We start from the raw sequence: 21,939 nt of genomic DNA, 5'->3' as shown, positions 1-21,939 counted from the left end.
TTTCTCAGTAAATACAACATCAGATGGAAATAAGTTCAGTGATCAGTGCTGCACAGTCCTATGTTACCCGCCAGTATGAGCAACATGCAGACCCGGTGCTGGTTTATCACAATCTCGCACATACGTTGCAGGTGGTGCAGGCCGCCGAACAGATCTCGGCGTATTACAGGCTTACGGAAGCAGACCAACTGGTGGTGCTGCTGGCGGCATGGTTTCACGATATGGGTTATTTACTGGGCGACCGTACGCAGCATGAGCCTGCCGGCGCCGAAGCCGCAAAGGCGTTCATTTCACAGCAGCAGCTGCCCGAAAGCATGGGGCAGGCCGTGGCGGACTGCATCCTGGCCACCCGCATCCCGCAGCACCCGCGCAACCTGCTGGAGCAGATCGTTTGCGACGCAGACCTTTTCCATCTCGGCAGCAAGGATTTTTCAAAACGCAACAAGCTGCTGCGCACCGAAGTGGAACTGGCCACCGAACAGAAAATCTCAGGGGCGGACTGGGCCAAATCCAGCATCCAGTTCCTCGAAACACATACTTATCATACCGCTTATTGCCGCACTTTGCTGAAGCAGCAGAAAGAAGAGAACCTCGAAAAACTGCGCAGCAAACTCGAACATAAACTCGCCGAAGCCATCGAAGAAAATAAAGATAAAGCGCTGATGCTGGAGAAACAGGAAAAGAAGGAAGAAAAAAAAGAAAAGGAAAAACGGCCGGAACGCGGCGTGGAAACCATGTTCCGCACCACATCCACCAATCACATCCGCCTCAGCTCGATGGCAGACAGCAAAGCCAATATCATGATCTCGGTGAACGCCATCATTATTTCCGTACTGTTGTCTGTACTGCTGCGCAAGCTGGAAGATTACCCCAACTTCATTCTTCCCGCCATCATTTTCCTGACCACGAGCGTAACCACCATCGTATTTTCGGTGCTGGCCACCCGGCCGAACGTGACCAGCGGGCGTTTTACAGACCTGGACATCAGGAGTAAAAAAGCCAACCTGCTGTTTTTCGGCAACTTCCACCAGATGACTTACCAGGAATACGAACAGGGCATGGAAACCATCATGAAGGAAGGGGAATACCTCTATAGCAACATGATCCACGACATTTACAACCTCGGCGTGGTGCTGGGCCGGAAATACCGCCTGCTGCGCGTGGCATACAATACATTTATGTACGGCATTGTGGCCTCTGTGCTGGCTTTCGTGATCGCCGCCGTATTTTTTCCGGTAAAAGGATAGGTTTTGCAAATGATCGATATACCACTGAACGACCGGGACCTTAGCTGGCTCTCGTTTAACCACCGTGTGCTGCGTATGGCGGCCGACCCGCAGGTACCGCTTTTCGAGCGGGTGCGTTTCCTGTCCATTTTTTCTTCCAATCTCGACGAATTTTTCCGTGTGAGAATGCCCGCGCTCATGGCGCTGCATCACATCGAAGAGGCCGATACGAGCTTGCTGCCCGCCGTGCAGGAAACTATCCGGGAACAATTGCAGGAGTTCGGGCAGATTTTGACCGGGCAGCTGCTTCCCGCCATGAAAGCGGAAGGCGTGCATTTATATTACGGCGAAACGATCGATGCGGCACACCGGAAACCGGTGCGGGATTATTTTTACAACACCGTGCTCGGCTTTCTGCAGCCTGTTATCATCGAACTGAACAAGCCCGTGGAAATGTTCCTGGAGAACAATGCGCTTTATCTCGTGGTGTGCCTCAGCAACGGCAAACATGGCATCGTGAATATCCCTTCGGCCAATCTGCCGCGTTTCCTGCGGCTGCCGGATAAACAGATCATTTTCCTGGACGACGTGATCCGCGAACATCTCGGTTTTCTTTTCCCGCATACAACGATCACCGGCTGCTACAGCATCAAAGTGACCAGGGACGCGGAGATCGACGTAGATGAATTCAGCGGGCACCTGCTGGAAAAAGTGGAGAACATGCTCGTGAAACGCCAGCTGGGCGTGCCTACGCGTTTCCTGTACGATGCGCGCATGCCCGGTGATTTGCGGGATTCGCTGGCGGAATATTTCCGCATCGCGCATGTGGAACTTGTGGCGGGCGGAAGGTATCATAACCTCAAAGACCTTGCGGAGCTGCCCATGTGGTCTGCCAATGCTACCTGCACTTATCCGCCCATGCCCGCCGTACCGGTAGCCGCGCTGGAAGGGGAAGGCAGCCTGCTCAATGTTATCAAAGAAAAGGATGTGCTGCTGCACGTGCCTTACCAGCAATACGATTACATCGTTCGTTATTTCAACGAAGCCGCCACCGATCCCGATGTAAAGGAAATTTACGTGACGCTTTACCGCGTGGCTTCTGGTTCGCAGATCGTACATGCGCTGATCAGCGCCGCGAAAAACGGCAAACAGGTGACGGTGATGGTGGAACTGAAAGCGCGTTTCGACGAAGCGAACAACATCCGCTGGGCCAAACGTATGAAAGAGGCCGGCGTGAAAATACTGTACAGCATCCCCGGCCTGAAAGTTCACGCCAAAGTAGCGCTGGTAAAACGCAAACGCGGTTTTCAATGGGACCACATCGGCCTGCTGGCTACCGGTAATTTCAACGAAAGCACCGCCAGGTTCTATACCGATCATGTGCTGCTCACCGCCCACGAAGGCATTACGCAGGAGCTGGAGCTGCTTTTTGTTTACATGCAAACCGGCATTTCGCCCACGCGTTACAACTTCATGCATTTCGACAACCTGCTGGTGGCGCAGTTCAATCTTACAAACCGCTTCACCGCCATGATCCGCCGCGAAGCGGAGAACGCGCGCAAAGGGCTGCCTGCGAAGATCGTGATCAAGCTCAACAACCTACAGGAAAAACAGATGATCGCCGAGCTGTACGCCGCGGCGGAGGCTGGCGTAGAAATAGACCTGATCGTGCGGAGCATCTGCTGCATCGTTCCCCGCAAAGGCATACGCCTGCGCCGGATCGTGGACCGTTACCTGGAACACGCGCGGATCTTCATTTTCCACAACAACGGCGAAGAAGAAATATACATGGGGTCGGCAGACTGGATGAACCGCAACCTGCACCGCCGCATCGAGGTTTGTTTCCCGGTGTACGACCAGGTTTACCGGCGGCAGGTGAGAGATATTATCGATATACAGCTCGCGGATAACACAAATGCCGTAATATTGGATGCGCAAATCCGGAACATTCCCGTCGAAAGAAAGGAAAATGAGCCGGCCGTTAACGCGCAGAAAGGCATTTACGCCTACGTACAACAATGTTAAAACCTGCGTATGGGCACACCTGATACAACTGAACGGTTTATCGCGCTGGTGAACAACCGGTTCAAGTTCTCCCTGTTCCTGCTGTACAAACTTCCCAGCGCCTGGATGGCAGGCGTGCGCGTGCGTAGAATGTCCGCCGAAAGCTGCACCACCGTGGTGCCTTACCGCTGGCTTTCCCAGAACCCGTTCCGCTCCACTTATTTCGCCTGCCTGGCCATGGCGGCGGAAATGAGCAGCGGCTTACTGGCCATGGCGCATGCGAACGGAGCGCCCGCCAAAGTATCGATGCTCGTGACCGGCATGGAGGGCATCTTTCTCAAAAAAGCAAAAAACAAAACCTATTTCACATGCGATGCAGGTGAAAATATTCAACATGCAATTAACCAGGCTGTGCAAACCGGCGAGCCTTCCGCGCTGACCGTCCAAGTGGCGGGCGTTGGGGAAGACGGCGCGGAAATAGCCCGGTTCATGATCACCTGGAGCTTTAAAAAAATTTCATCATGAAGATTACATTTCACGGCGCAGCGCGTACGGTGACAGGCTCAAAACACCTCATCACCCTGAAGAACGGAAAACGGATTTTAATGGACTGCGGTATGTACCAGGGCATGGGCAAAGAAACGGTGGCGCTGAACCTCGATTTCGGGTTCAATCCCGAGGAAGTGGACATCATGATCCTTTCCCATGCGCACATCGATCATTCCGGCCTCGTGCCGCGCCTTTCCAAACTGGGTTACCGCGGTAAGATCTACTGTACGCCCGCCTCCCGCGACCTCACGGAAATTCTCCTGCTCGATTCGGCGGAGATACAGGAAGACGATATCAAATACGTCAACAAAAAGAACGCCCGCGAAGGCAAGCCCTACATCGAGCCGCTGTACCGCATCGAAGACGCCAAACGCGCCATCGGCCAGCTGAGCCCCGTTCCTTACGGCAAATGGGAGAAGATCACCGAAGGCGTGGAAGTGATGTTTACAGACGCAGGCCACATCATTGGCAGCGCCTGCGTGCACCTGCGTATCACGGAAGACGGCAAAACCCGGCAGATCACCTTCAGCGGCGATATCGGCCGTTATGGCGACCCCATCCTCAAATCGCCTGAAGTATTCCCGCAGGCGGATTACATCATCATGGAATCCACTTACGGCAGCAGCCTGCACGAAGACATTGCGCCTACAGACGACATCTTGCTCAAATACATCCACGACACCTGCATCGGCAAAAAAGGAAAACTCATCATTCCCGCGTTCAGCGTAGGCCGTACGCAGGAACTGCTCTACACGCTCAACCGGGCGCAGCTGGCGGGCAAACTGCCGCATGTAGACCTGTTCGTAGACAGCCCGCTGTCCCTCGAAGCCACGGAAGTAACGCGTTTGCATCCCGAATGTTTCAACAAAAAAGTGCAGAAGATCCTGGAAGTAGACGACGACCCGTTCAGCTTTCCCGGCATGAAATACATTAAAACCGTAGACGAATCGAAGGCGCTGAACTTCCGCAAAGAGCCCTGCGTGATCATTTCCGCATCGGGCATGGCGGAAGCCGGAAGGGTGAAACACCACATCGCCAACAACATCGATTCCGCGCGCAACACCATCCTGATCGTGGGGTATTGCGAGCCGCAATCGCTCGGCGGCAGGCTGATGCGCGGCGCGAAAGAAGTATCTATTTACGGCGAAAGGCATGAAGTGAAGGCGGAAGTAGGCGTGATCCGCTCCATGAGCGCGCATGGCGACTATGAGGATATGAGCCAGTGGCTGGCCTGCCAGGACCCGAAGGAAGTGAAAAAATTATTCCTCGTGCATGGTGAATATGAAGTGCAGACCGTTTTCAAAGACTGGCTGATCAAAAAAGGTTTCGGGGACGTGGAAATTCCCGAAAGGCATTCGGAAGCAGGTCTCGGCTAATCTTCCAGCAGCGGGAACCAAAGGTTCACCCTCGTTCCCGTGGCATTTCCGTTCGCATCCTTCAGGTCCTCGATATCAAAGGAAGCATCCATTTTAAACCGGCTGTTGTAGATCTGCAGCCGGTCTTTTGTTATCTGAACGCCCCGCGAAATATGCGTGGGGTGGCTTTGCTGTTTTAACGTGGTCGCGGCGTCGCGGCCGATGCCGTTGTCTTCGATGATGCAAAGGATCTGGTTTTCCCGCCGGATAAACTCGATGGTCAGCAATCCCCTTTCATTTTTATGTTGCAACCCGTGCCAGATAGCGTTTTCAACGAAGGGCTGGATCACCATGGCGGGAATTTCCAGGAAATCGCTGTCCAGTTTCGGGTCTATCATGATGCGGTAATCGAAACGTTCGGCCAGGCGGAGGCGTTCCAGCTCGAGATAGTTTTCGAGCATATCCGTTTCGCGGGTAATGGAAATGCTGTTGAGCTGCGAATGGTCCAGCACGTTGCGGATCAGCCTGGCAAAACGGCTCAGGTAAGCAAGCGCCTGCTCCGTTTCGTTTTTCATCATGAACGTCTGGATAGAGTTGAGCGCGTTGAAAATAAAGTGCGGGTTCATCTGCGCGCGCAGCGCTTTCATTTCCAGCTGCGCCAGTTCTTCGCGGAAAGCCGCCCGGCTTCTCGCTTCTTTACGCACGAGGTACACTCTCACCCTGAAATAGCCGTACACCAGCCCAAGGATGGCCAGCACCACCAGCGCCCGGAACCACCAGGTTTGCCAGAATGCGGGCAGCACGCTGATGTACAGCGAAGTGACGTTGTGCGAAAAAACGCCCGCCATGTTCATGCCTTTCACCCTGAAAATATAATCGCCGGGCGGAAGGTTGGTATACCGCGCCACCAGTATGTTCCCGGCGTGTATCCAGTCTTTGTCGAGACCTTCCAGCTTGTAGAAATACTGCGTTTTTTCGGCATGGTTCTGCAGCGATTTAAATTCGATGCCGATGTAATTCTGCCGGTGCGTGAGCTTCAGCGGCGTGCGCGGGCTCAGGGCCGAATCCACGTTCACCGGGTGATTGAGTACCCTGAAATCCACGATGGTAATATCCGGCGGGGGCGGTTTTACTTCTAGGCGGAACGCGGAAAAGGCCATGGCATGGTCGGATGCGCCTACCAGCAGCCGCCCGTCTTGCAGAAATGCGATGTTGCGGCGCACTTTCCTCGAATTATCGATGATGTCGTCGTTTTGCACGAAAGCAGACAGGGTGCGCGTTTTGCCGTTGAGCCGGTAAAACCCGAATGGCGTGGTGAACCAGGCGTCGTCGTTACCGGCGGGCTGAACGCTCAGTATCCATTCGTCGAACAGCTGGTCGTTGATGGTTTGTGCTTCCCAATGATGGTTGCGGTGATTGTAAAAAAAGATGCCATGGTCTGTGCCCGCCAGCAGCATGCTGTCTGAGAACGGCATCAGCGCGGTAACGTTACGCACCGTATCCGGCCCGCGGCGGAACATGATCTGCCGGTCTACCTTGCCGGATCTTTTATTGAACAGCAATACCCCGCCGTTGCTGGACGCGAGCCACAAATATTCGTCGTTTGCCGGTACGATGCCGCTCACGGAAGTATTGCGGTGAATGTATTCATGCACCTGTTTGTAATCGGTCACTTCGCCGGAGCGCATGTTCCACCGCACAATACCGACTTTGTAAAGCCCCACCCAAACGATGGAATCGTTTTCGGGCCACATGCACAGCACGGTTTGGTCGCTGAAGCCGGGCGGGCGGTAATGTTTAAAGCGCCGCGTGGCGGGGTCGAATTGGGAAACGTGCCCGTTTTCCTGCCCGATCAGCATCGATCCGTCCTTTTTTTCCGCGAAACTCCATACCAGCGAACGTTCTTCCGGGATGCCCGAGCCGTCCGGCCGGTGCGTGTAATGCGCTTTCACCCGAAGGTCCGGCCCGAGCCAGGCAAAACCCTGCCCCCAGTAACCGATGAACACGTCGCCGTTGCGCGCGGTGTGAATGCCGGTGACCTCGGACTGCGGAAGCGGGCGGCTGCGGTGATCCAGGCGTGTAAACGACTGGTTGTGCAGGCTCATGATGTTCACCCCGCGGTCCGTTCCCACCCACAGGTGCCCGTCGCGGTCGATCAGCAGGCAGTTTGTTTCGTAATCGTAATGAAGGCCGAGCGGGTCTTTATTGTTGCCGGGGAGATGAAGGTTGAATCGGCCTTCTTTTTCGTTGTACCGGTGAAGGCCAAGATGCTCCATGGCGATCCATATTTCTTCGTGAACGTCTTCGATGATGTCGTACACCTGGTCGTTTTCGCCTTTTTTATAAGGAAAGATGAAGGAACGCAGGTGATTGGTGTCCGGATGCCAGGTATACAGCTCGCTTTCGCCGCGCGTAGCGATCCAGAGCCGCTGGTGATGGTCTTCGAATATTTTTTTAGCGCTGGTCGGGATGTTGAGTATCGCCAGGCTGTCGGGGTTGTTGTGCATACCGAAAACCTTGTCGCGGTTTTTGGGTATCATGTAAAGCTCGTGGATGCCGCTCACCCAGAGCCGGCCGAAAGCGTCCTCAACGATGGCGCTCCGCATGCGGGTGCGCAGGCTGTCCGGCAGGCCGGGGGCTTTGCGGAAGCGGTTGTTTTTTTCGTCGAACTGAAGCAGGCCCGCGCCGGTGGTGATCCAGAGCACGCCGTTATGGTCCTGCAAGAAGGCGTGGCAGCGGAAGTCGCCGGGAGGCATTACGCCGGGCTCCAGCGCTACGACCGCTACTTTGGCGGTAACGGGGTCGTATACACGGATGTTGTCCGGGGTGCCCATCCAGATGCGGCCTTTACGGTCTTCGAACAGGGCGATGTCTTCGTAATAAATGGAACCGGGCAACCGGTCGAAATTGGAAATGGTGAGGAAATTTTCGCCGTCGAACCGTTGCAGCGATGTGCTGGCGATCCAGAGAAAGCCTTTTTTGTCCTGGAGGATCGCGGAAACGTGATTGCCGGCCAGTCCGTTTTCCATGGTGAGATGGGAAAAGGTATAGGCGTGCTCAGGTTGTTGGGCTAAAGCGCCCAGGCTGAGAAATATGGCTGCCAGCAGATGTATAGCTCTCATTCAGGTATAAACAGCTTCCGGGCGGCCCGTTGCCTGCCCGGAAGCGTAAAGTTACTTCGTTACATTCAACTGGTAAGCAGAAACATTGTTCCCAAAGAAAGTAGGCACGTACACGATCTTCTTTTTTGCGTCGTAACCGATGTCTGCGGATTGCAGTTTCTGGGCCTGCGTGTCCAGCACTTTGGTGGCGGAACCGGTTTTGACGTTTACGTAAAACACTTCGCCCTGCCAGCAGGAAACGATGTATTCGTCGCCCTGAACATGTTCGATGCCGTCTGTGCCGCGGGTAACGTCGGCCAGTTTGGTGAGTTTGCCGTTTTTGCCCGCGCGGAATACTGCGCCGGCATCCAGCACCAGCAGCCCGTCCGGACGGTAAAGCACCCCGTTGGGGCCTTTCAGGCCGCTGTTCGCACTGTCCAGCAATACGGCGGACTTGCCATTGATGAGGGTGTGCACCTTTTTCTTTTTGGAATCGGTTACATACACCGTTCCTTTCGGGTCTACACTGAGGTCGTTCAGGTTCACCGCGTCCGGGATGGCGTGGCGGGTAACGATCGCGCCTTTGGCGATGTCTATCTCCACCACTTCACCCATGTCCGCCACATACAGGCGGTTGCCGTGAATGCCCATTCCTTTGGGGGAATTGAGACCGTCTACCCAATGGAGGTTAGACACTTTACCATCCGGGCTCATTTTGGAAATGAAGCCCTGGCCGTCGTTGGCCCAGGGTTGCCCGTCGATGTTGGCGACAAAAAGTACATTGCTTTTAGCGTCGAAATAAACGGATTCGGGCACGCGGAGCGTGGTGTCTGAAGTCCATTTTTTCTCTAACGTGGCCGATTGGGCGGAAACACGCAACAGTGGAACGGCCGCGCATGAAAGACAAAGGATAGCAGCTTTAAGTTTCATAACTGGTTAAGATTAGGTCTTAAATTTAATAAATCCTCCCCGGATTCATGAAATAAGAAACCGCGCGGCCCGGTTACGGTTGTTTTATTTTTAATCCCTGATCTTCAGCATCCCCGCATTGATCGCCACCACGATGGTGCTTACGCTCATCAGTACCGCGCCTGCCGCGGGGCTCAGCAATATGCCCATCCCGCTGAGCACGCCCGCTGCCAGCGGAAGGGCCACGATGTTGTAGCCGGTTGCCCAGGCGAGGTTTTGTATCATTTTCCGGTAAGTGGCCTTGCCAAACAATACCAGGTTCGCCACATCCTTCGGGTTGCTGTTTACCAGCACAATGTCTGCCGTTTCCGCCGCCACGTCGCTGCCGGAGCCCACGGCGATGCCCACGTCGGCTTTGGCCAGGGCGGGCGCATCATTCACGCCGTCGCCGGTCATGGCTACGTATTCGCCGGCTTGCTGCAGCGAAACGATCTTCTCCAGTTTTTCGTGCGGCAGCACTTCCGCGAAATACTGGTCCATGCCCAGTTCCCGGCTCACGCTTTCGGCTACCGTTTGGTTGTCGCCGGTGAGCAGCACGGTTTTGATCTGCTGCCCTTGAAGGATGCGGATGGCCTCCGCCGATTCGGGGCGAACCTTGTCGGAGAGTGCGATATATCCCGCAGTTCGACCATCCTGCTGCACGTACACCAGCGTTTCACCCGCGCGGATCGCCTCGGGCTGCTCAGCCAGCGCATTCGGGCTTACCACCGAAACCTTCCGGCCGTTTACCGTGGCCGTGATGCCCTTGCCCGTGATGGCGGTAATGTTTTCCGCTTTTTCCGCGGTCAGCCCCATTTCTTTCGCCTTTTGCACAATGCCCGTGGCGATGGGGTGCTCGGAGCCCTGCTCCAGGGCGTAGGCGAGGCGGAGCACTTCGTCGTCCGGAAGATTTTTGTCCAGCGAGCCATGCCGCACTACGGCAAACTGCCCCACGGTGAGTGTGCCGGTTTTGTCGAACACGAGGGTGGTGATCTTTCTCGCGTTTTCGAACGCCGTCCGGTTTTTGATCAGCAGGCCCTGCCTTGCCGCCATCGAGGTAGATTTGGCCACCACGAGCGGAACGGCCAGCCCCAGCGCGTGCGGGCAGCAGATCACGATCACCGTTACCATTCTTTCGATGGCGAAGGCCAGCGTGCTGCCTGAAAAATACCAGGCGGCGAAAGTGATAAGCCCCGCCGCGATGGCAATTACCGTGAGCCAGCGGGCCGCTTTGTCCGCCAGCAGCTGCGTGCGCGATTTCGACCGCTGCGCGTCGTTCACGAGCTGTATCACCTGCGACAGGTACGATTCCGCGCTGCCATGCGTCACTTTTACGCGCAACGCACCGTTGCCGTTGATGGCGCCGGCAATTACTTTGTCCCCGGTGTGTTTTTCCACCGGCCGCGATTCGCCGGTCAGCATCGATTCGTTCACCGCGCTTTGCCCTTCTTCCACCCATCCGTCTGCGGCGATCTTTTCACCGGGCTTTACGAGGATAACGTCGTCTTTTTTCAACGCGCCCGTTTCCACTTCCATCACATGATCGCCATGCAGCAGGTGCGCGGTGGAAGGCATCAGTTTCACGAGCAGCTCCAGTTCTTTCGAGGCGCCCGCCACCGAAGTCATTTCGATCCAGTGGCCCAGCAGCATGATGAGGATCAGCGTTGCCAGCTCCCAGAAAAAATCCATGCCGGGCAAACCGAATACCGTGGCTGCGCTGTAGATGTATGCCACGGAAATGGCAAAACCAACCAGCGTCATCATGCCGGGATTGCGGGCTTTTAACTCTTCGGCCAGGCCTTTCAGGAAAGGCCATCCGCCGTAGACGAACAGTACGGTAGACAATGCGAACAGCAGCCATTTGGAGCCGGGGAAGCCCCAGTTCACCCGCAGCCAGTGTTGTATCATGGGGCTTAGCAGCAGCACGGGCACGGTGAGTATCAGCGTGACATAAAAACGTTTCCTGAAGTCACCGGTCATCATGGCGTGATGATCGTGCCCGGCGGCGCCGTGCGGGGGATTTTCATGATGATGCGGAGCGGGCTGCGGCATATGTTGATGACCGTGAGAATGATCCATTGCGGTGTAGTTAGGTGAAAAAAATGAAACAGGTATACATGCGGGAATGTTCAAAATCCTTACCAAATAAGGGTTTTGCAGGAATTGTATAATAAAAGGCAGGAATTATGTAAAAAACGCGGGTTTACCCCACGATGGGGTTCACGGGGATATTGTTGTTGAGATGTTTGTCCAGTACCTGGCGCAGCGCGGTGAACTCGATGGGTTTGATCACGTAATCGGCGGCGCCTTCGCGCCGGAACATTTCGGCGGTTTCGGTAAACGCGTCGCCGGAGGCGATAATGACGGGGATATTGCGGAGTGTTTCGTCCTGTTTGAGATGGAAAAGCATTTCGCGGCCGTTCATTTTTGGCATATGCGAATCGAGGATGATGAGATGGGGCATTTGTTCCCTTGCCTGTTCGAGCCCTTCGACGCCGTTGCCGGCCAGCGACACGGTGGCGCCATTGTTTTGCAGGAAATTGCGGAGAATGGCCTGGTTCATTTTATCGTCTTCCACCACGAGAATATGTTTCCCGGCAAACTGCCGCGGCGTGGGCATGGAGCGCTGCGGGGCGGGGGTGTGGCGGTTCACGATGTCTTTGGCCGGGAACAACACCGTGAACGTCGTGCTGATGCCTTCCAGCGTATCCACGGTAATGGTGCCGCCCAGCAATTCCGCGAAATGTTTGGAAATATGCAGCCCGAGGCCGGTGCCTTCCATAAACGCGTTCCTGTCCGCTTCCAGGCAGCGGTAAATATTCTGCAGGTTTTCCGTCTCCAGCCCGCCGCCCTGGTCGGTGATGCTGATATGCCATTTATCGTCGCGGAGGCCGCAGTCTATCGTGATCACGCTTTGACTGCGCGTGTATTTGATGGCGTTCAGCAACAGGTTGTTCACGATCTGCGAAAGTTTGGTATCGTCCGTAAAAACGAGATCGGGCATATTGTCGTCGAACCGCAGCTTGATCTCCACCGTTTTTGTAATGGCCACATATTCATAAATGCCGGTAATGCCTTGCAGGAGATGACGGATGTGCACGTGTTTGCGGTTCACCGCGTCCAGCTGGCCCGCCTCGATGCGGGAAAGCTCCAGCACATTGTTGATGATGTCTTTTACGTTAAAGCTCGCCACGTACAGGTTGTCTACCAGCGCCGGCAAAGTCTCTTCCGTTCTGCCGTTTTTCAGGTCGAGCCGCATCAGCTGCACGATGCCGAAAATGGCGTTCAGCGGGTTCCTGATCTCGTGACTGGTTTCCTGCAAAAATATTTTCCTGGAATGATTGGCTTTCTCGAGCTGCCCCGAACGTTCTTTCAATGCCTCCATCAGCCGGATAGCGGTTTTTTTGTAAAAGAGGATGCATACGGTGTTAAGCGTGAGAATGAATGCAATGCACACCCAGCGGATAAAAAAAGTGACGTTGTGGGAAAAAGTGATAGGTTCGATGATGCCGGAGTAATAAAAAAATTCTGTCACCAGCAGGCCGGCAACCGTAATGCAGAAACCAATAAGAATGGATTTCGGTTTGTTGAACACCAGGTACGTCGCGCTGATCATAAACAGCAAGGCCAGCACCACTTCCACCTGCGTGCCCAGCAGCACGCCGAAATACACGACGCACATCGCATGATAACTGATCATGCAGATGGCAGCCGTTTCATATTTTTTAAGATGGTTGAGGTAAATGATGAAGAAAAAGCCGATCCCTTCGATGATCGCGGGGATCAGTATCTGCAGCTTATCCGTGATCAGCCAGAAAATAAAACCCATCACGATGGCCAGCACGCCTGTTGTGAAACACAATGCGTTGTTGATGCTTATTCTTTGCTTCTGCTCATCGGAAAGGCCCTGCGTGCCTGTAGCGATGATCGAAGCGACGAACGAAAATACTTTCATGTTTTGGTGTTGTTCTGCAACTGGTGTCAACAAATAATCAGTCGGGGCTTGTGGTTCATACGGCTGCTTTTATAAATTTACGCATAAGCGCCATTCAATCAAAATGAGAATTTAAATGCAAACTCGTTTGTAAAGAGGTGATGCAAACAAGGCTGCCCCGCAAGGCGATCTATTCCTTTGATTTAACGCATACGCCGGTCAGCGGATGAGCGTGGCGGTGCCAGTAAGGAAGAAGTCCTGCCCGAGATAGTCCACTGCCATCACCTGCCATACGTACACTCCGTTGGTTTGCGGCGCGCCGTTAATGCGCCCGTCCCACCCGAGGCCGTTTTTCGAGCTGGTAAATACCAGTTGCCCCCAGCGGTTGTACACGGAAAAATACCGGATCTCCTGTATGCCCGCGCCGATAGGCCGGAGAAGATCGTTTGTGCCGTCCCCGTTCGGTGTAAAGGCCGTAGGCACGAATACCTGCGGCAGGGTGTTGTATACTTTTACATTGATGAACGCGGAATCCATGCAGCCGGCTTCATCCTGCACCAGCACCCTGTAGCGGATCGCGCGGGTGGGCGAGCTGAAAGTGATCAGCGGGTTGGCGATGAAGGGGTTCGACAATCCCCCGGCGGGCGACCAGGTATATTGCAAACCGCCGGAGGCGTTCAGCTGCAAAGGCTGGCCCAGCACAACCGCGGTATCTCTGCCTGCGGAAGCCTGCACTTTGGGCAGCACGGTAACCAGTACCGTGTCCCGCACGGGTTTGGGACAACCGCGTGTATCCGTTGCCGTGAAAATGTATTGCGTGGTGGCTTCGGGATGCACGGTGGGGGTGAGCGTTTGTGGCTGAAGCGGGCTCCAGGTGTACGAACTGCCGTCTGTGGTGGCGTGCAGCGTGGCAAAGGTCTCGAAACAGATGACCGTGTCCGGCCCGGCGTTGGCCTGCGGATAAGGCACGGTGTTTACATTGATGTCGTCCGTAGCGGTGCAGTTGCTGATGGAGGCGGTGACCACGTAACGCGTATTGCCGGTGGGCGTTGCCAGCGGGTTTTTGACGGACGCATTATTGAGGCTTGCCGCGGGCGTCCAGGAATAAAGGAGGCCGTCCGAGGCGGGGCGGAGCGAAATGGCGTCGCCAAGACAGATCACCGTGTCTGCCGGCAAACCCAGCGTAACCTGGTCCACGGCGCGTATCGTGACGGAATCGCGGTTGAGGCAGCCGTCGTAGTCGAGGTCGACATAATACTTCGTATCCGTGGTCACGTTGACGTTCGGTGTGGCGGTGTTCGCGCCGGTCATGTTGACGGCCGGGCTCCAGGTGAATGTGCCCAATCCGTTCGCGCGCAGCTGCAAGGGGTCGGGCGGACAAATGAGCGTGTCGCGGAAAGCCAGGAGGATGGGTGGTTTGTCCAGTATCGTAACGGTCTGCACCAATGTGTCTTTACATCCCACCGAATTGTGCGTGATCAGCCGCACGCTTTTCGGGCCGGTGGAAGGGTAGGCGTAGGTAGGATGCTGCAGCTGCGAAAAATCGGTTTGCGTGCCGCCGTCGCCAAAATCCCAATCCCAGAAATTGACGGTGCCGAATGCCGTGGTAGTTTCGTCGCGGAAAAGAACGGGTTTGCTGATGCATGCGCCCGCCGATGAAAAGCGCGGATCGAAGCCCGGGTAAACGAGCGCTTTCGATACGGTGGAATCGGGGCATTGCATGCCGCGGTTGGTCACCAGTTTTACATCGTAGGTGCCCGGCGCAGGGAAAGTATAATCCGCCGTCTGGCCTGAAGTGCGATATACGACATTTCCCGCGCTGTTGCTGAATTCCCAGCTCCAAGATGCGATCAGCGGACTGTTGCTTTGGTTGGTAACCGTCAGCCGCTGCGTGTTGCCGCAAAGCATGTATTCCGGCAGCAGCGAAGCTGCCGCGATAGTGCAGCCGGTGATGCTCAGCTGAAGGTCTTTGCGCTGCGTCGCGATGGCCACGCCGTTCCGGATCTCCTGCACGCATACGGTAACCACGTAAATGCCCACGCCCGGCGCAATGCCGGAAACCATGCCGGTAGCGGGATTGATGGTTACCTGGTTGCCCAAAGGGCTGCTGCCGCTGAAGCCCGAACCGTACGGTAAAGGATAATAGGGCGGCTCCACGACCGGTTGGCTTTGCTGACCGCCTCCTCCTCCACCCGGTCCGCCGGGCCCGCCACCGGAATAACCGACGGTCTGGTACGCTTCGCTGAAAAAATACCGGAGCTCGTCGCCGTCCGCGTCTTCGGCGGCAAAACTGTAATTGAAGGAATTTTCCGCGCAGATGGTTATCAGGTCGCTGCCGGTGAAACGCGCGCTGCTATTGGCCGGCGCGGCGGTCAGCGGCCGCGATCCCGGAATTTCCGCGGTGTAGGTGGCGCCGATGCGGCCATAACCGGGGTCGAGGTTCGTGATGCCGTCTACCCGGTTCGTTACCTGCGAAGTAAGCAGGTAGCCGTCCGCGGATACGGGAAGCGTAACATCGAATTCCCAGTACCCCACGTAAAAGCAGATCAGCGGCGGGCGTGTAATGCAGGGGTCGTCGCTCGTACCGCTCTGTTCTTCCTCCCGCGACAGCGGCACCTGTTCGTCCCGTATGCGCTCGCCCGTTACCCGGTTGAAAATGCCGATGTAAATGGGGTTGTAAAAATTCCGGTTCGGCGTAAAACAGCTTCTGAATTGTTTCAGCGTAACATGGTAAGTGTTCATGCCGCCCGAGGAGCTTCTCAGCGTATAATACATCTCCCCGCCGGTAATGTGATCGGCTTTAAGGGTGAATGAGCACCCTATGAAAATGAGCAGCAAAATGTGCCTCATGAAGATGTATTTGAGCTGACAAGGGATACGTAAATGCTCATGTACCGGTTGCTCCCGGCCGCAAATGTTAGGTTGGATGGCGTAATTATAAATATAAGCATACGCGGCGATGATTTCGCATTCTAAAATTATATAATATAATAAGGATTGCTTACGAACAAATAACTTTTTATCTTAGGGGATATGATAAGCATAAAACCCGTTTTTTGTTGCCTGGCGCTCTTTCTCGCCTTTCAGGCAAGCGCGCAGCAGCGGCCCAATATCATCATTTTCCTGGTAGACGATATGGGCTGGCAAGACACAAGCGAACCTTTCTGGACGCAATCCACCCCGCTCAACAAACGGTACCGTACGCCCAACATGCAAAGGCTCGCGAAACAAGGCATGAAGTTCACCAACGCCTACGCAACACCGGTATGCACGCCCACGCGCGTGAGCCTCATGACGGGCATGAACGTAGCGCGCCATCATGTTACCAACTGGACGAACTATGCGCGCGATAAACGGTCAGACAACCCGGATTCAACACTGCAGTCCGGCCCGTGGAACCTGAACGGGATGAGCCCTGTGCCGGGCATTCCAAATACCGTATATGCGACCCCGTTACCAAAACTTTTAGCGCAGGCGGGATATTTCACAATTCATTGCGGCAAGGCGCATTATGCTTCCAATGGCACGCCCGGCGCGGACCCGCTGGCGATGGGCTACGCGGTGAACATTGCAGGGCATGCGGCCGGCCACCCCGCGAGTTATCTGCCGGAGAAAAAATACGGCGCCGCCAGCGCATCGCATGGTGTGCCCGGACTGGAGGAATTTTACGGCACAGACGTATTCCTGACGGACGCGCTTACCCGCAAAGCGCTCACGGCGATCGACAAAAACCGTGCATCGAAAAAACCATTTTTCCTCTACATGGCGCATTACGCGGTGCACGTGCCTTTGGAGGCGGATAAACGGTTTTACCAGCATTACATCGATCAGGGTCTGAGCGAAACGGAAGCGAAATACGCGAGCCTGATAGAAGGCATGGACAAAAGCCTGGGCGATATCATGGATTACCTGGAACGCGAAGGAATGGCGAAAAATACCGTCGTGATGTTTATGTCGGACAATGGCGGGCTGAGCCTTTCGCCGCCACGCACGCCGCCGGCGCATACGCAGAACCTGCCGCTGAAAGCGGGCAAAGGCTCGGTGAACGAAGGCGGCATCCGCGAACCGATGATCGTGAGCTGGCCCGCGGTGATAAAACCGGGAACGGTCGCGGAGCAACCGGTGATCATCGAAGATTTTTTCCCGAGCGTGCTGGCGATGGCGGGAGCCAGGAAACCGGTGCTGGTACAGCAAACGGACGGGATAAGTTTTTTACCGGTGCTGAAAGGTCATTCGGCGAAAGTGAAAGAACGTTTGCTGGTATGGCATTACCCGCATCGCTGGAACCGCGGCGAAGGCCCCGGCCTGCACTTTTTTTCCGCTGCGCGGAAGGGAGACTGGAAGCTTGTGTACGATCATCGGAAGGAGGAATTGTATTTGTACGATCTGAAAAAAGACATCGGCGAAACGCATGACGTGGCGAAGGAAAATCCATCCGTGACGAAACAGCTCGCGGAAGAACTGACCAGTTATCTGCAGGAAAGAAATATAACGATGCCGGTATTCAAACTCTCCGGCCTCCCGGTGGCATGGCCATCGGAAATTGCTTCCGCAGAACAGTGAATTGTATTCAAACCTTTTCGCATCGAACAATCGTTCATACGCACAGTAGCAAATCGCAGAAGAGAAAATTACCGCGTGGCGGGATACAGCAATCCATGCAGCAAACCAACCAGTTCGGAGAATTTTTCCGGTTTGGTGATAAACTGGAAAGCGCCCAGCTGGCGGGCTTCCTGGATGGTCTGGATATCGGAGGCTGTGGAATATACCACCACCGGCACGTCTTTGGCTTTGTGCGCCGCTTTTACCTCGCGCAGGAATTGCACGCCATTCATCACCGGCATGTTGAGATCGAGGAAAATAAGATCAGGCAGGGAATCAGCGCTGTTCAGCTGCATAATGGCCTCATAACCGTTCGGGGCTGTGTTGCATATAATTGATTCGTCGATGAACTCAAGGGCGGACAGAAACATTTCCTGGTCATCCGTATCATCGTCGATCAATAATATGGTGGGTACATTTGTCGTCATACACGCTGGGATTAATAATTAAAACTTCGAACAATCGGCCGGTACAATACATTGAAAAATAATATTATACAATCTATGGCAAAACGCAGTACTGTTAATTTAATCAATTTAAGTTGAAAAAAGATGTATTTAATGAGTAAGATTGTAACCCGATGTTTAATTAACGCTCATCCGATGAAAAAGTTATTCTTTTTGCTGATAACGGGCCTTTCCGGCCCGGCAATTTTCGCACAGCAAAAACCCAACGTGGTCCTTATTTATGCAGACGATGTAGGGTATGGCGACCTCAGCTGCTATGGCGCTACGAAAGTTCAGACCCCCAACCTGGACAAACTGGCCCAAAGCGGCATCCGTTTTACCAACGGGCATACCACTTCCGCCACCTGCACTCCTTCCCGTTTCGCGCTTATCACCGGCAGGTACCCTTGGCGTAAGACCGGTACCGGCGTATTGCCCGGCAATGCCGCGATGATCGTGCCGGTCGGGCAGGCCACCTTTCCTTCCATGATGCAAAAAGCGGGTTACAAAACCGCGCTGGTGGGCAAGTGGCACCTCGGGCTGGGAGACGGCCGGGAGATCGACTGGAACCAGGACATCAGGCCGGGGCCGAATGAAGTAGGTTTCGATTATTCTTTCTTTTTCCCCGCCACGGCAGACAGGGTGCCTACCGTGTTTGTGGAGAACGGCCGCGTGCAGGGGCTGGATGCAAACGACCCCATCACCGTGAACTATAAAGAAAAAGTGGGCGACGAGCCTACAGGCAAGGAAAATCCTGAATTGCTCAGGATGCAGGCTTCGCACGGCCATAATAACACCATCGTGAACGGCATCGGCCGCATCGGTTTTATGAAGGGCGGGCGGAAAGCCCGCTGGGCAGACGAAGAGCTGGCTTACGCCTTTACCGATAAAGCCGAACAGTTCATTGAACAAAACCGCCAGCACCCGTTTTTCCTGTATTTCGCGCTGAGCGACGTGCATGTGCCGCGTATGCCGGCCACCGTGTTCAAAGGCAAAAGCGGCCTTGGCTACCGCGGAGACGCGATCCTTGAAATGGATTGGATGGTAGGCCGCATCATGGAAAAACTCAAAGCGCTCGGTCTCGAGAAAAATACGATCGTGATGTTTTCCAGCGACAACGGCCCCGTGCTCGACGATGGTTACGCAGACGAAGCGGTGACCATGCAAAACGGCCATCAGCCGCTGGGCCCGCTGAGAGGCGGCAAATACAGCGCGTTCGAAGGCGGCACCCGCGTTCCCTGGATCGTGAGCTGGCCCGCGGGCGTAAAGGCCGGGCAAACTTCCGATGCGCTCATCAGCCAGGTAGACCTGTTTGCTTCCTTCGCAAAAATGACCGGCCAGCCCCTGGCTGCCAACGACGCGCCGGACAGTTTCGATATGCTCGACGCCATGCTCGGTAAATCGCGGAAAGGCCGCGACTGGCTTATTCTCCAGGGCGGCGCGCTTTCGCTGGTGCAGGGCGACCTCAAATACATCACGCCTTCCAACGGCGCGAAAGTGATGACGCATGTGAACATCGAATCGGGCGCTGATAAAGAGCCGCAGCTCTTCGATCTGAAAAAGGACGTGGGAGAAAAACAGAACATCGCGGCGGCGCATCCCGAAAAGGTGAAAGAAATGGCCGCCACACTGCAAAAACTGCGAGACGCGGAAAAGACGAGAAAATAAAAAAACCGGTATAAAAAGCGGACGCATTTGAAAAGATGCGCCCGCTTTTATTTTTTGTGGTAACCGTGTTTATGCATTGTAATCGCTCGCGGCATTCAGCGTGTCCATCGCGTCGGCGTCCAGCCGGAGGGAAACGGCGCGGATAATCTCGTTCAGCTGTGAAATGCTGGTGGCGCTGGCGATGGGCGCGGTTACGCCGGGCCGGTCTTTCAGCCAGGCGATCGCGATCATGGAGGGGTTGGCGTTGTAACGCGCCGCCACTTCATCCAGCGCGTCGAGAATGCGGAAACCTCTCCCGGTCATGTATTTGGCGAGGTATTTCGCGCGGGCGCTGCCCGCGATGTCTTCTTCCTTCCTGTATTTGCCGGTGAGGAAACCGCTGGCCAGCGCGAAATAGGGGATCGTGCCGAGATTGTGTTCGATGGCGTAAGGCGCGTATTCCGTTTCGAATTTTTCACGTTCGAACAGGTTGTATTCGGGCTGCAGGGTTTGGTAGGCGGGAAGATGTTTGTTTTTGCTCACGGCGGCCGACGCGATGATGCGCGGCAACGTCATGTTGGAAGTGCCGATGGCGCGCACTTTCCCGGACTTTATAAGCTCGCCGTACGTTTCCAGCGTTTCTTCGATGGGCGTTTCCTCGTCGTCGTAATGCGTTTGATAAAGATCGATGTGATCGGTTTGCAGTCTTTGCAGCGAATCGTCGACCGATTGAAGGATATATGCTTTTTTCAATCCGCGTTTCGTTTCGCTGAACACACCGCCTACTTTGGTGGCGAGCATGACCTTGTCGCGTTTTCCCGTTTTATGCAGCCATTTCCCGATGATCCGTTCCGAATCGCCGCCGGTATTGCCGGGTACGCGCACGGTGTAAATGTCCGCTGTGTCTACCGCGTTGAAGCCCGCGTCGGTAAAGGCGTCCAGCAGGCGGAAAGAAGTTTGTTCATCGGCCGTCCATCCGAACACATTGCCGCCGAACATTAGCGGCGCGATGCGGAACCCTGTATTTCCAAGCGTCCTGGTTTCCATTATCGTTTGATTTTATGGTCGCTAATGTAACAAAATAGCCTGATCTTTATCTTTACAACCGGCAATCACCATGAAAGTATTCATCACAAGGATCATTCCCGAAAGCGGGCTGGAACTGTTGCGCAGCGCAGGCATAACATATACGGAGCATCGTGAGAAAAGAAACCTTTCCCCTGAAGAGCTGATCGCGGCCTGCAAAATGCACGACGCGCTGCTGAGCGTTGGCGGCAACAAGATCGACGCGGCATTCCTGGAAGCCTGTTCCCACCTGAAAGTGGTGGCGCTGATGGCGGTGGGGTACGACAACGTAGACGTTGCGGCGGCCACCGCGCTGAAGATCCCTATCGGCAATACGCCCGGCGTGCTCAGCAATGCCACGGCCGATACGGCTTTCCTGCTCATGCTCGCCACCGCGCGCAAAGCGTTTCATATGCATAAAGTGATCGGGAAAGGGGAATGGGGCTTTTTTGAGCCTACGGCCAACCTGGGCATGGAACTGAACGGCAAAACGCTGGGCGTGTTCGGCATGGGAAAGATCGGGATGGCGCTGGCGAAAAAATGCCGTGGCGCTTTCGACATGCCGGTGATCTATCACAACCGCAGCCGCAACGAAGAAGCGGAACGTTTGCTGGGCGCGCGTTATGTAAGTTTTGAAGAATTGTTGAAGAACAGCGATGTGCTCAGCCTGCATGCCGCCCTTACCCCCGAAACCGCCGGCAAATTCGATGCGGAAGCATTTTCGCAAATGAAACCTTCCGCTATTTTCATCAATACCGCGCGCGGCGCGATGCACAACGAGCTGCACCTGCTGGATGCGCTGCAGCGGCAAACCATCTGGGGCGCGGGGCTGGACGTGACCAATCCCGAGCCCATGAACAAAAACAACCCGCTGCTGAACATGCCTAATGTGGCCGTGCTGCCGCACATCGGTTCCGCCACGGTGGAAGCCCGCAGCGGTATGGCAAGGATGGCCGCCGAAAATATCATCGCCGGGCTGAAAGGCGCGCCATTGCCCTACGCTGTTAATAATCCGTGAAATTATTCACTTGTTTTCACCCTTTTCTGTCGTCAAATTATCTT

General features: G+C 55.0%; 14 protein-coding genes. 7 read left to right on the top strand and 7 right to left on the bottom strand.

Going from position 1 to position 21,939, the window contains the following annotated elements:
• Positions 1 to 23 precede the first annotated feature (23 nt).
• Genes J7I43_RS08880 through J7I43_RS08865 form a run of 4 tightly spaced genes read left to right on the top strand, consistent with a single transcriptional unit; the run spans position 24 to position 5,155 of the window.
• Positions 24 to 1,247, top strand: coding sequence for a Pycsar system effector family protein (locus tag J7I43_RS08880; protein WP_209145318.1), 1,224 nt, complete (start codon positions 24 to 26; stop codon positions 1,245 to 1,247).
• A gap of 9 nt (positions 1,248 to 1,256) precedes the next feature.
• Complete coding sequence (gene ppk1, locus J7I43_RS08875; RefSeq protein ID WP_209145317.1) at positions 1,257 to 3,251, top strand: polyphosphate kinase 1; 1,995 nt, start codon at positions 1,257 to 1,259, stop codon at positions 3,249 to 3,251.
• 9 nt (positions 3,252 to 3,260) lie between these two features.
• Positions 3,261 to 3,755 (top strand): DUF4442 domain-containing protein, encoded by a 495-nt coding sequence (locus tag J7I43_RS08870; RefSeq protein ID WP_209145316.1) that lies wholly within the window; start codon positions 3,261 to 3,263, stop codon positions 3,753 to 3,755.
• Entirely contained in the window at positions 3,752 to 5,155 is a 1,404-nt protein-coding gene (locus tag J7I43_RS08865) for an MBL fold metallo-hydrolase RNA specificity domain-containing protein (RefSeq protein ID WP_209145315.1), read from the top strand. The genes J7I43_RS08870 and J7I43_RS08865 overlap by 4 nt, the downstream gene beginning before the upstream one ends.
• Here J7I43_RS08865 and J7I43_RS08860 read toward each other — a convergent pair.
• From J7I43_RS08860 to J7I43_RS08840, 5 genes are all read right to left on the bottom strand, one after another.
• Positions 5,152 to 8,256, bottom strand: a complete 3,105-nt coding sequence (locus J7I43_RS08860; protein WP_209145314.1) for a ligand-binding sensor domain-containing protein — start codon at positions 8,254 to 8,256, stop codon at positions 5,152 to 5,154. The genes J7I43_RS08865 and J7I43_RS08860 overlap by 4 nt on opposite strands.
• Positions 8,257 to 8,307: 51 nt before the next feature.
• Entirely contained in the window at positions 8,308 to 9,165 is an 858-nt protein-coding gene (locus tag J7I43_RS08855; RefSeq protein WP_209145313.1) for an SMP-30/gluconolactonase/LRE family protein, read from the bottom strand.
• Positions 9,166 to 9,255: 90 nt separating this feature from the next.
• Positions 9,256 to 11,262: a copper-translocating P-type ATPase gene (locus tag J7I43_RS08850; protein WP_236023343.1), complete on the bottom strand. Its 2,007-nt coding sequence runs from the start codon at positions 11,260 to 11,262 to the stop codon at positions 9,256 to 9,258.
• A gap of 124 nt (positions 11,263 to 11,386) precedes the next feature.
• Entirely contained in the window at positions 11,387 to 13,138 is a 1,752-nt protein-coding gene (locus J7I43_RS08845; RefSeq protein WP_209145312.1) for an ATP-binding response regulator, read from the bottom strand.
• Positions 13,139 to 13,336: 198 nt separating this feature from the next.
• Positions 13,337 to 15,967, bottom strand: coding sequence for a PKD domain-containing protein (locus J7I43_RS08840; protein WP_209145311.1), 2,631 nt, complete (start codon positions 15,965 to 15,967; stop codon positions 13,337 to 13,339).
• A 183-nt stretch (positions 15,968 to 16,150) separates the two neighbouring features.
• Here J7I43_RS08840 and J7I43_RS08835 point away from each other — a divergent pair, with 183 nt between their 5' ends.
• Positions 16,151 to 17,680 carry a sulfatase gene (locus J7I43_RS08835; protein ID WP_209145310.1) on the top strand — a complete coding sequence of 510 codons (1,530 nt, stop codon included), beginning with the start codon at positions 16,151 to 16,153 and terminating at the stop codon, positions 17,678 to 17,680.
• A gap of 68 nt (positions 17,681 to 17,748) precedes the next feature.
• Here the strand turns inward: J7I43_RS08835 and J7I43_RS08830 are convergent, their stop codons facing one another.
• Positions 17,749 to 18,147, bottom strand: a complete 399-nt coding sequence (locus J7I43_RS08830) for a response regulator (RefSeq protein ID WP_209145309.1) — start codon at positions 18,145 to 18,147, stop codon at positions 17,749 to 17,751.
• 174 nt (positions 18,148 to 18,321) lie between these two features.
• On the opposite strand from J7I43_RS08830, the gene J7I43_RS08825 reads away from it, so the two are divergent.
• Positions 18,322 to 19,833: a sulfatase family protein gene (locus J7I43_RS08825; RefSeq protein WP_209145308.1), complete on the top strand. Its 1,512-nt coding sequence runs from the start codon at positions 18,322 to 18,324 to the stop codon at positions 19,831 to 19,833.
• Between the two features lie 69 nt (positions 19,834 to 19,902).
• On the opposite strand, the gene J7I43_RS08820 is transcribed toward J7I43_RS08825, so the two are convergent.
• Complete coding sequence (locus J7I43_RS08820; protein WP_209145307.1) at positions 19,903 to 20,859, bottom strand: aldo/keto reductase; 957 nt, start codon at positions 20,857 to 20,859, stop codon at positions 19,903 to 19,905.
• Between the two features lie 70 nt (positions 20,860 to 20,929).
• On the opposite strand from J7I43_RS08820, the gene J7I43_RS08815 reads away from it, so the two are divergent.
• Entirely contained in the window at positions 20,930 to 21,895 is a 966-nt protein-coding gene (locus tag J7I43_RS08815; RefSeq protein WP_209145306.1) for a 2-hydroxyacid dehydrogenase, read from the top strand.
• Positions 21,896 to 21,939 lie beyond the last annotated feature (44 nt).

Origin of the sequence: Chitinophaga chungangae, from assembly GCF_017742215.1 — a bacterium.
Classification (GTDB): Bacteria; Bacteroidota; Bacteroidia; order Chitinophagales; family Chitinophagaceae; genus Chitinophaga; species Chitinophaga chungangae.
The sequence above is the reverse complement of the archived record's forward strand: the minus strand, read 5'-3'. Positions and strand labels throughout refer to the sequence as shown.

Coding starts and splice junctions, on each gene's coding strand:
- J7I43_RS08880 (WP_209145318.1), top strand. CDS start 24: ATGGAAATAAGTTCAGTGATCAGTGCTGCACAGTCCTATGTTACCCGC.
- ppk1 (WP_209145317.1), top strand. CDS start 1,257: ATGATCGATATACCACTGAACGACCGGGACCTTAGCTGGCTCTCGTTT.
- J7I43_RS08870 (WP_209145316.1), top strand. CDS start 3,261: ATGGGCACACCTGATACAACTGAACGGTTTATCGCGCTGGTGAACAAC.
- J7I43_RS08865 (WP_209145315.1), top strand. CDS start 3,752: ATGAAGATTACATTTCACGGCGCAGCGCGTACGGTGACAGGCTCAAAA.
- J7I43_RS08860 (WP_209145314.1), bottom strand. CDS start 8,256: ATGAGAGCTATACATCTGCTGGCAGCCATATTTCTCAGCCTGGGCGCT.
- J7I43_RS08855 (WP_209145313.1), bottom strand. CDS start 9,165: ATGAAACTTAAAGCTGCTATCCTTTGTCTTTCATGCGCGGCCGTTCCA.
- J7I43_RS08850 (WP_236023343.1), bottom strand. CDS start 11,262: ATGGATCATTCTCACGGTCATCAACATATGCCGCAGCCCGCTCCGCAT.
- J7I43_RS08845 (WP_209145312.1), bottom strand. CDS start 13,138: ATGAAAGTATTTTCGTTCGTCGCTTCGATCATCGCTACAGGCACGCAG.
- J7I43_RS08840 (WP_209145311.1), bottom strand. CDS start 15,967: ATGAGGCACATTTTGCTGCTCATTTTCATAGGGTGCTCATTCACCCTT.
- J7I43_RS08835 (WP_209145310.1), top strand. CDS start 16,151: ATGATAAGCATAAAACCCGTTTTTTGTTGCCTGGCGCTCTTTCTCGCC.
- J7I43_RS08830 (WP_209145309.1), bottom strand. CDS start 18,147: ATGACGACAAATGTACCCACCATATTATTGATCGACGATGATACGGAT.
- J7I43_RS08825 (WP_209145308.1), top strand. CDS start 18,322: ATGAAAAAGTTATTCTTTTTGCTGATAACGGGCCTTTCCGGCCCGGCA.
- J7I43_RS08820 (WP_209145307.1), bottom strand. CDS start 20,859: ATGGAAACCAGGACGCTTGGAAATACAGGGTTCCGCATCGCGCCGCTA.
- J7I43_RS08815 (WP_209145306.1), top strand. CDS start 20,930: ATGAAAGTATTCATCACAAGGATCATTCCCGAAAGCGGGCTGGAACTG.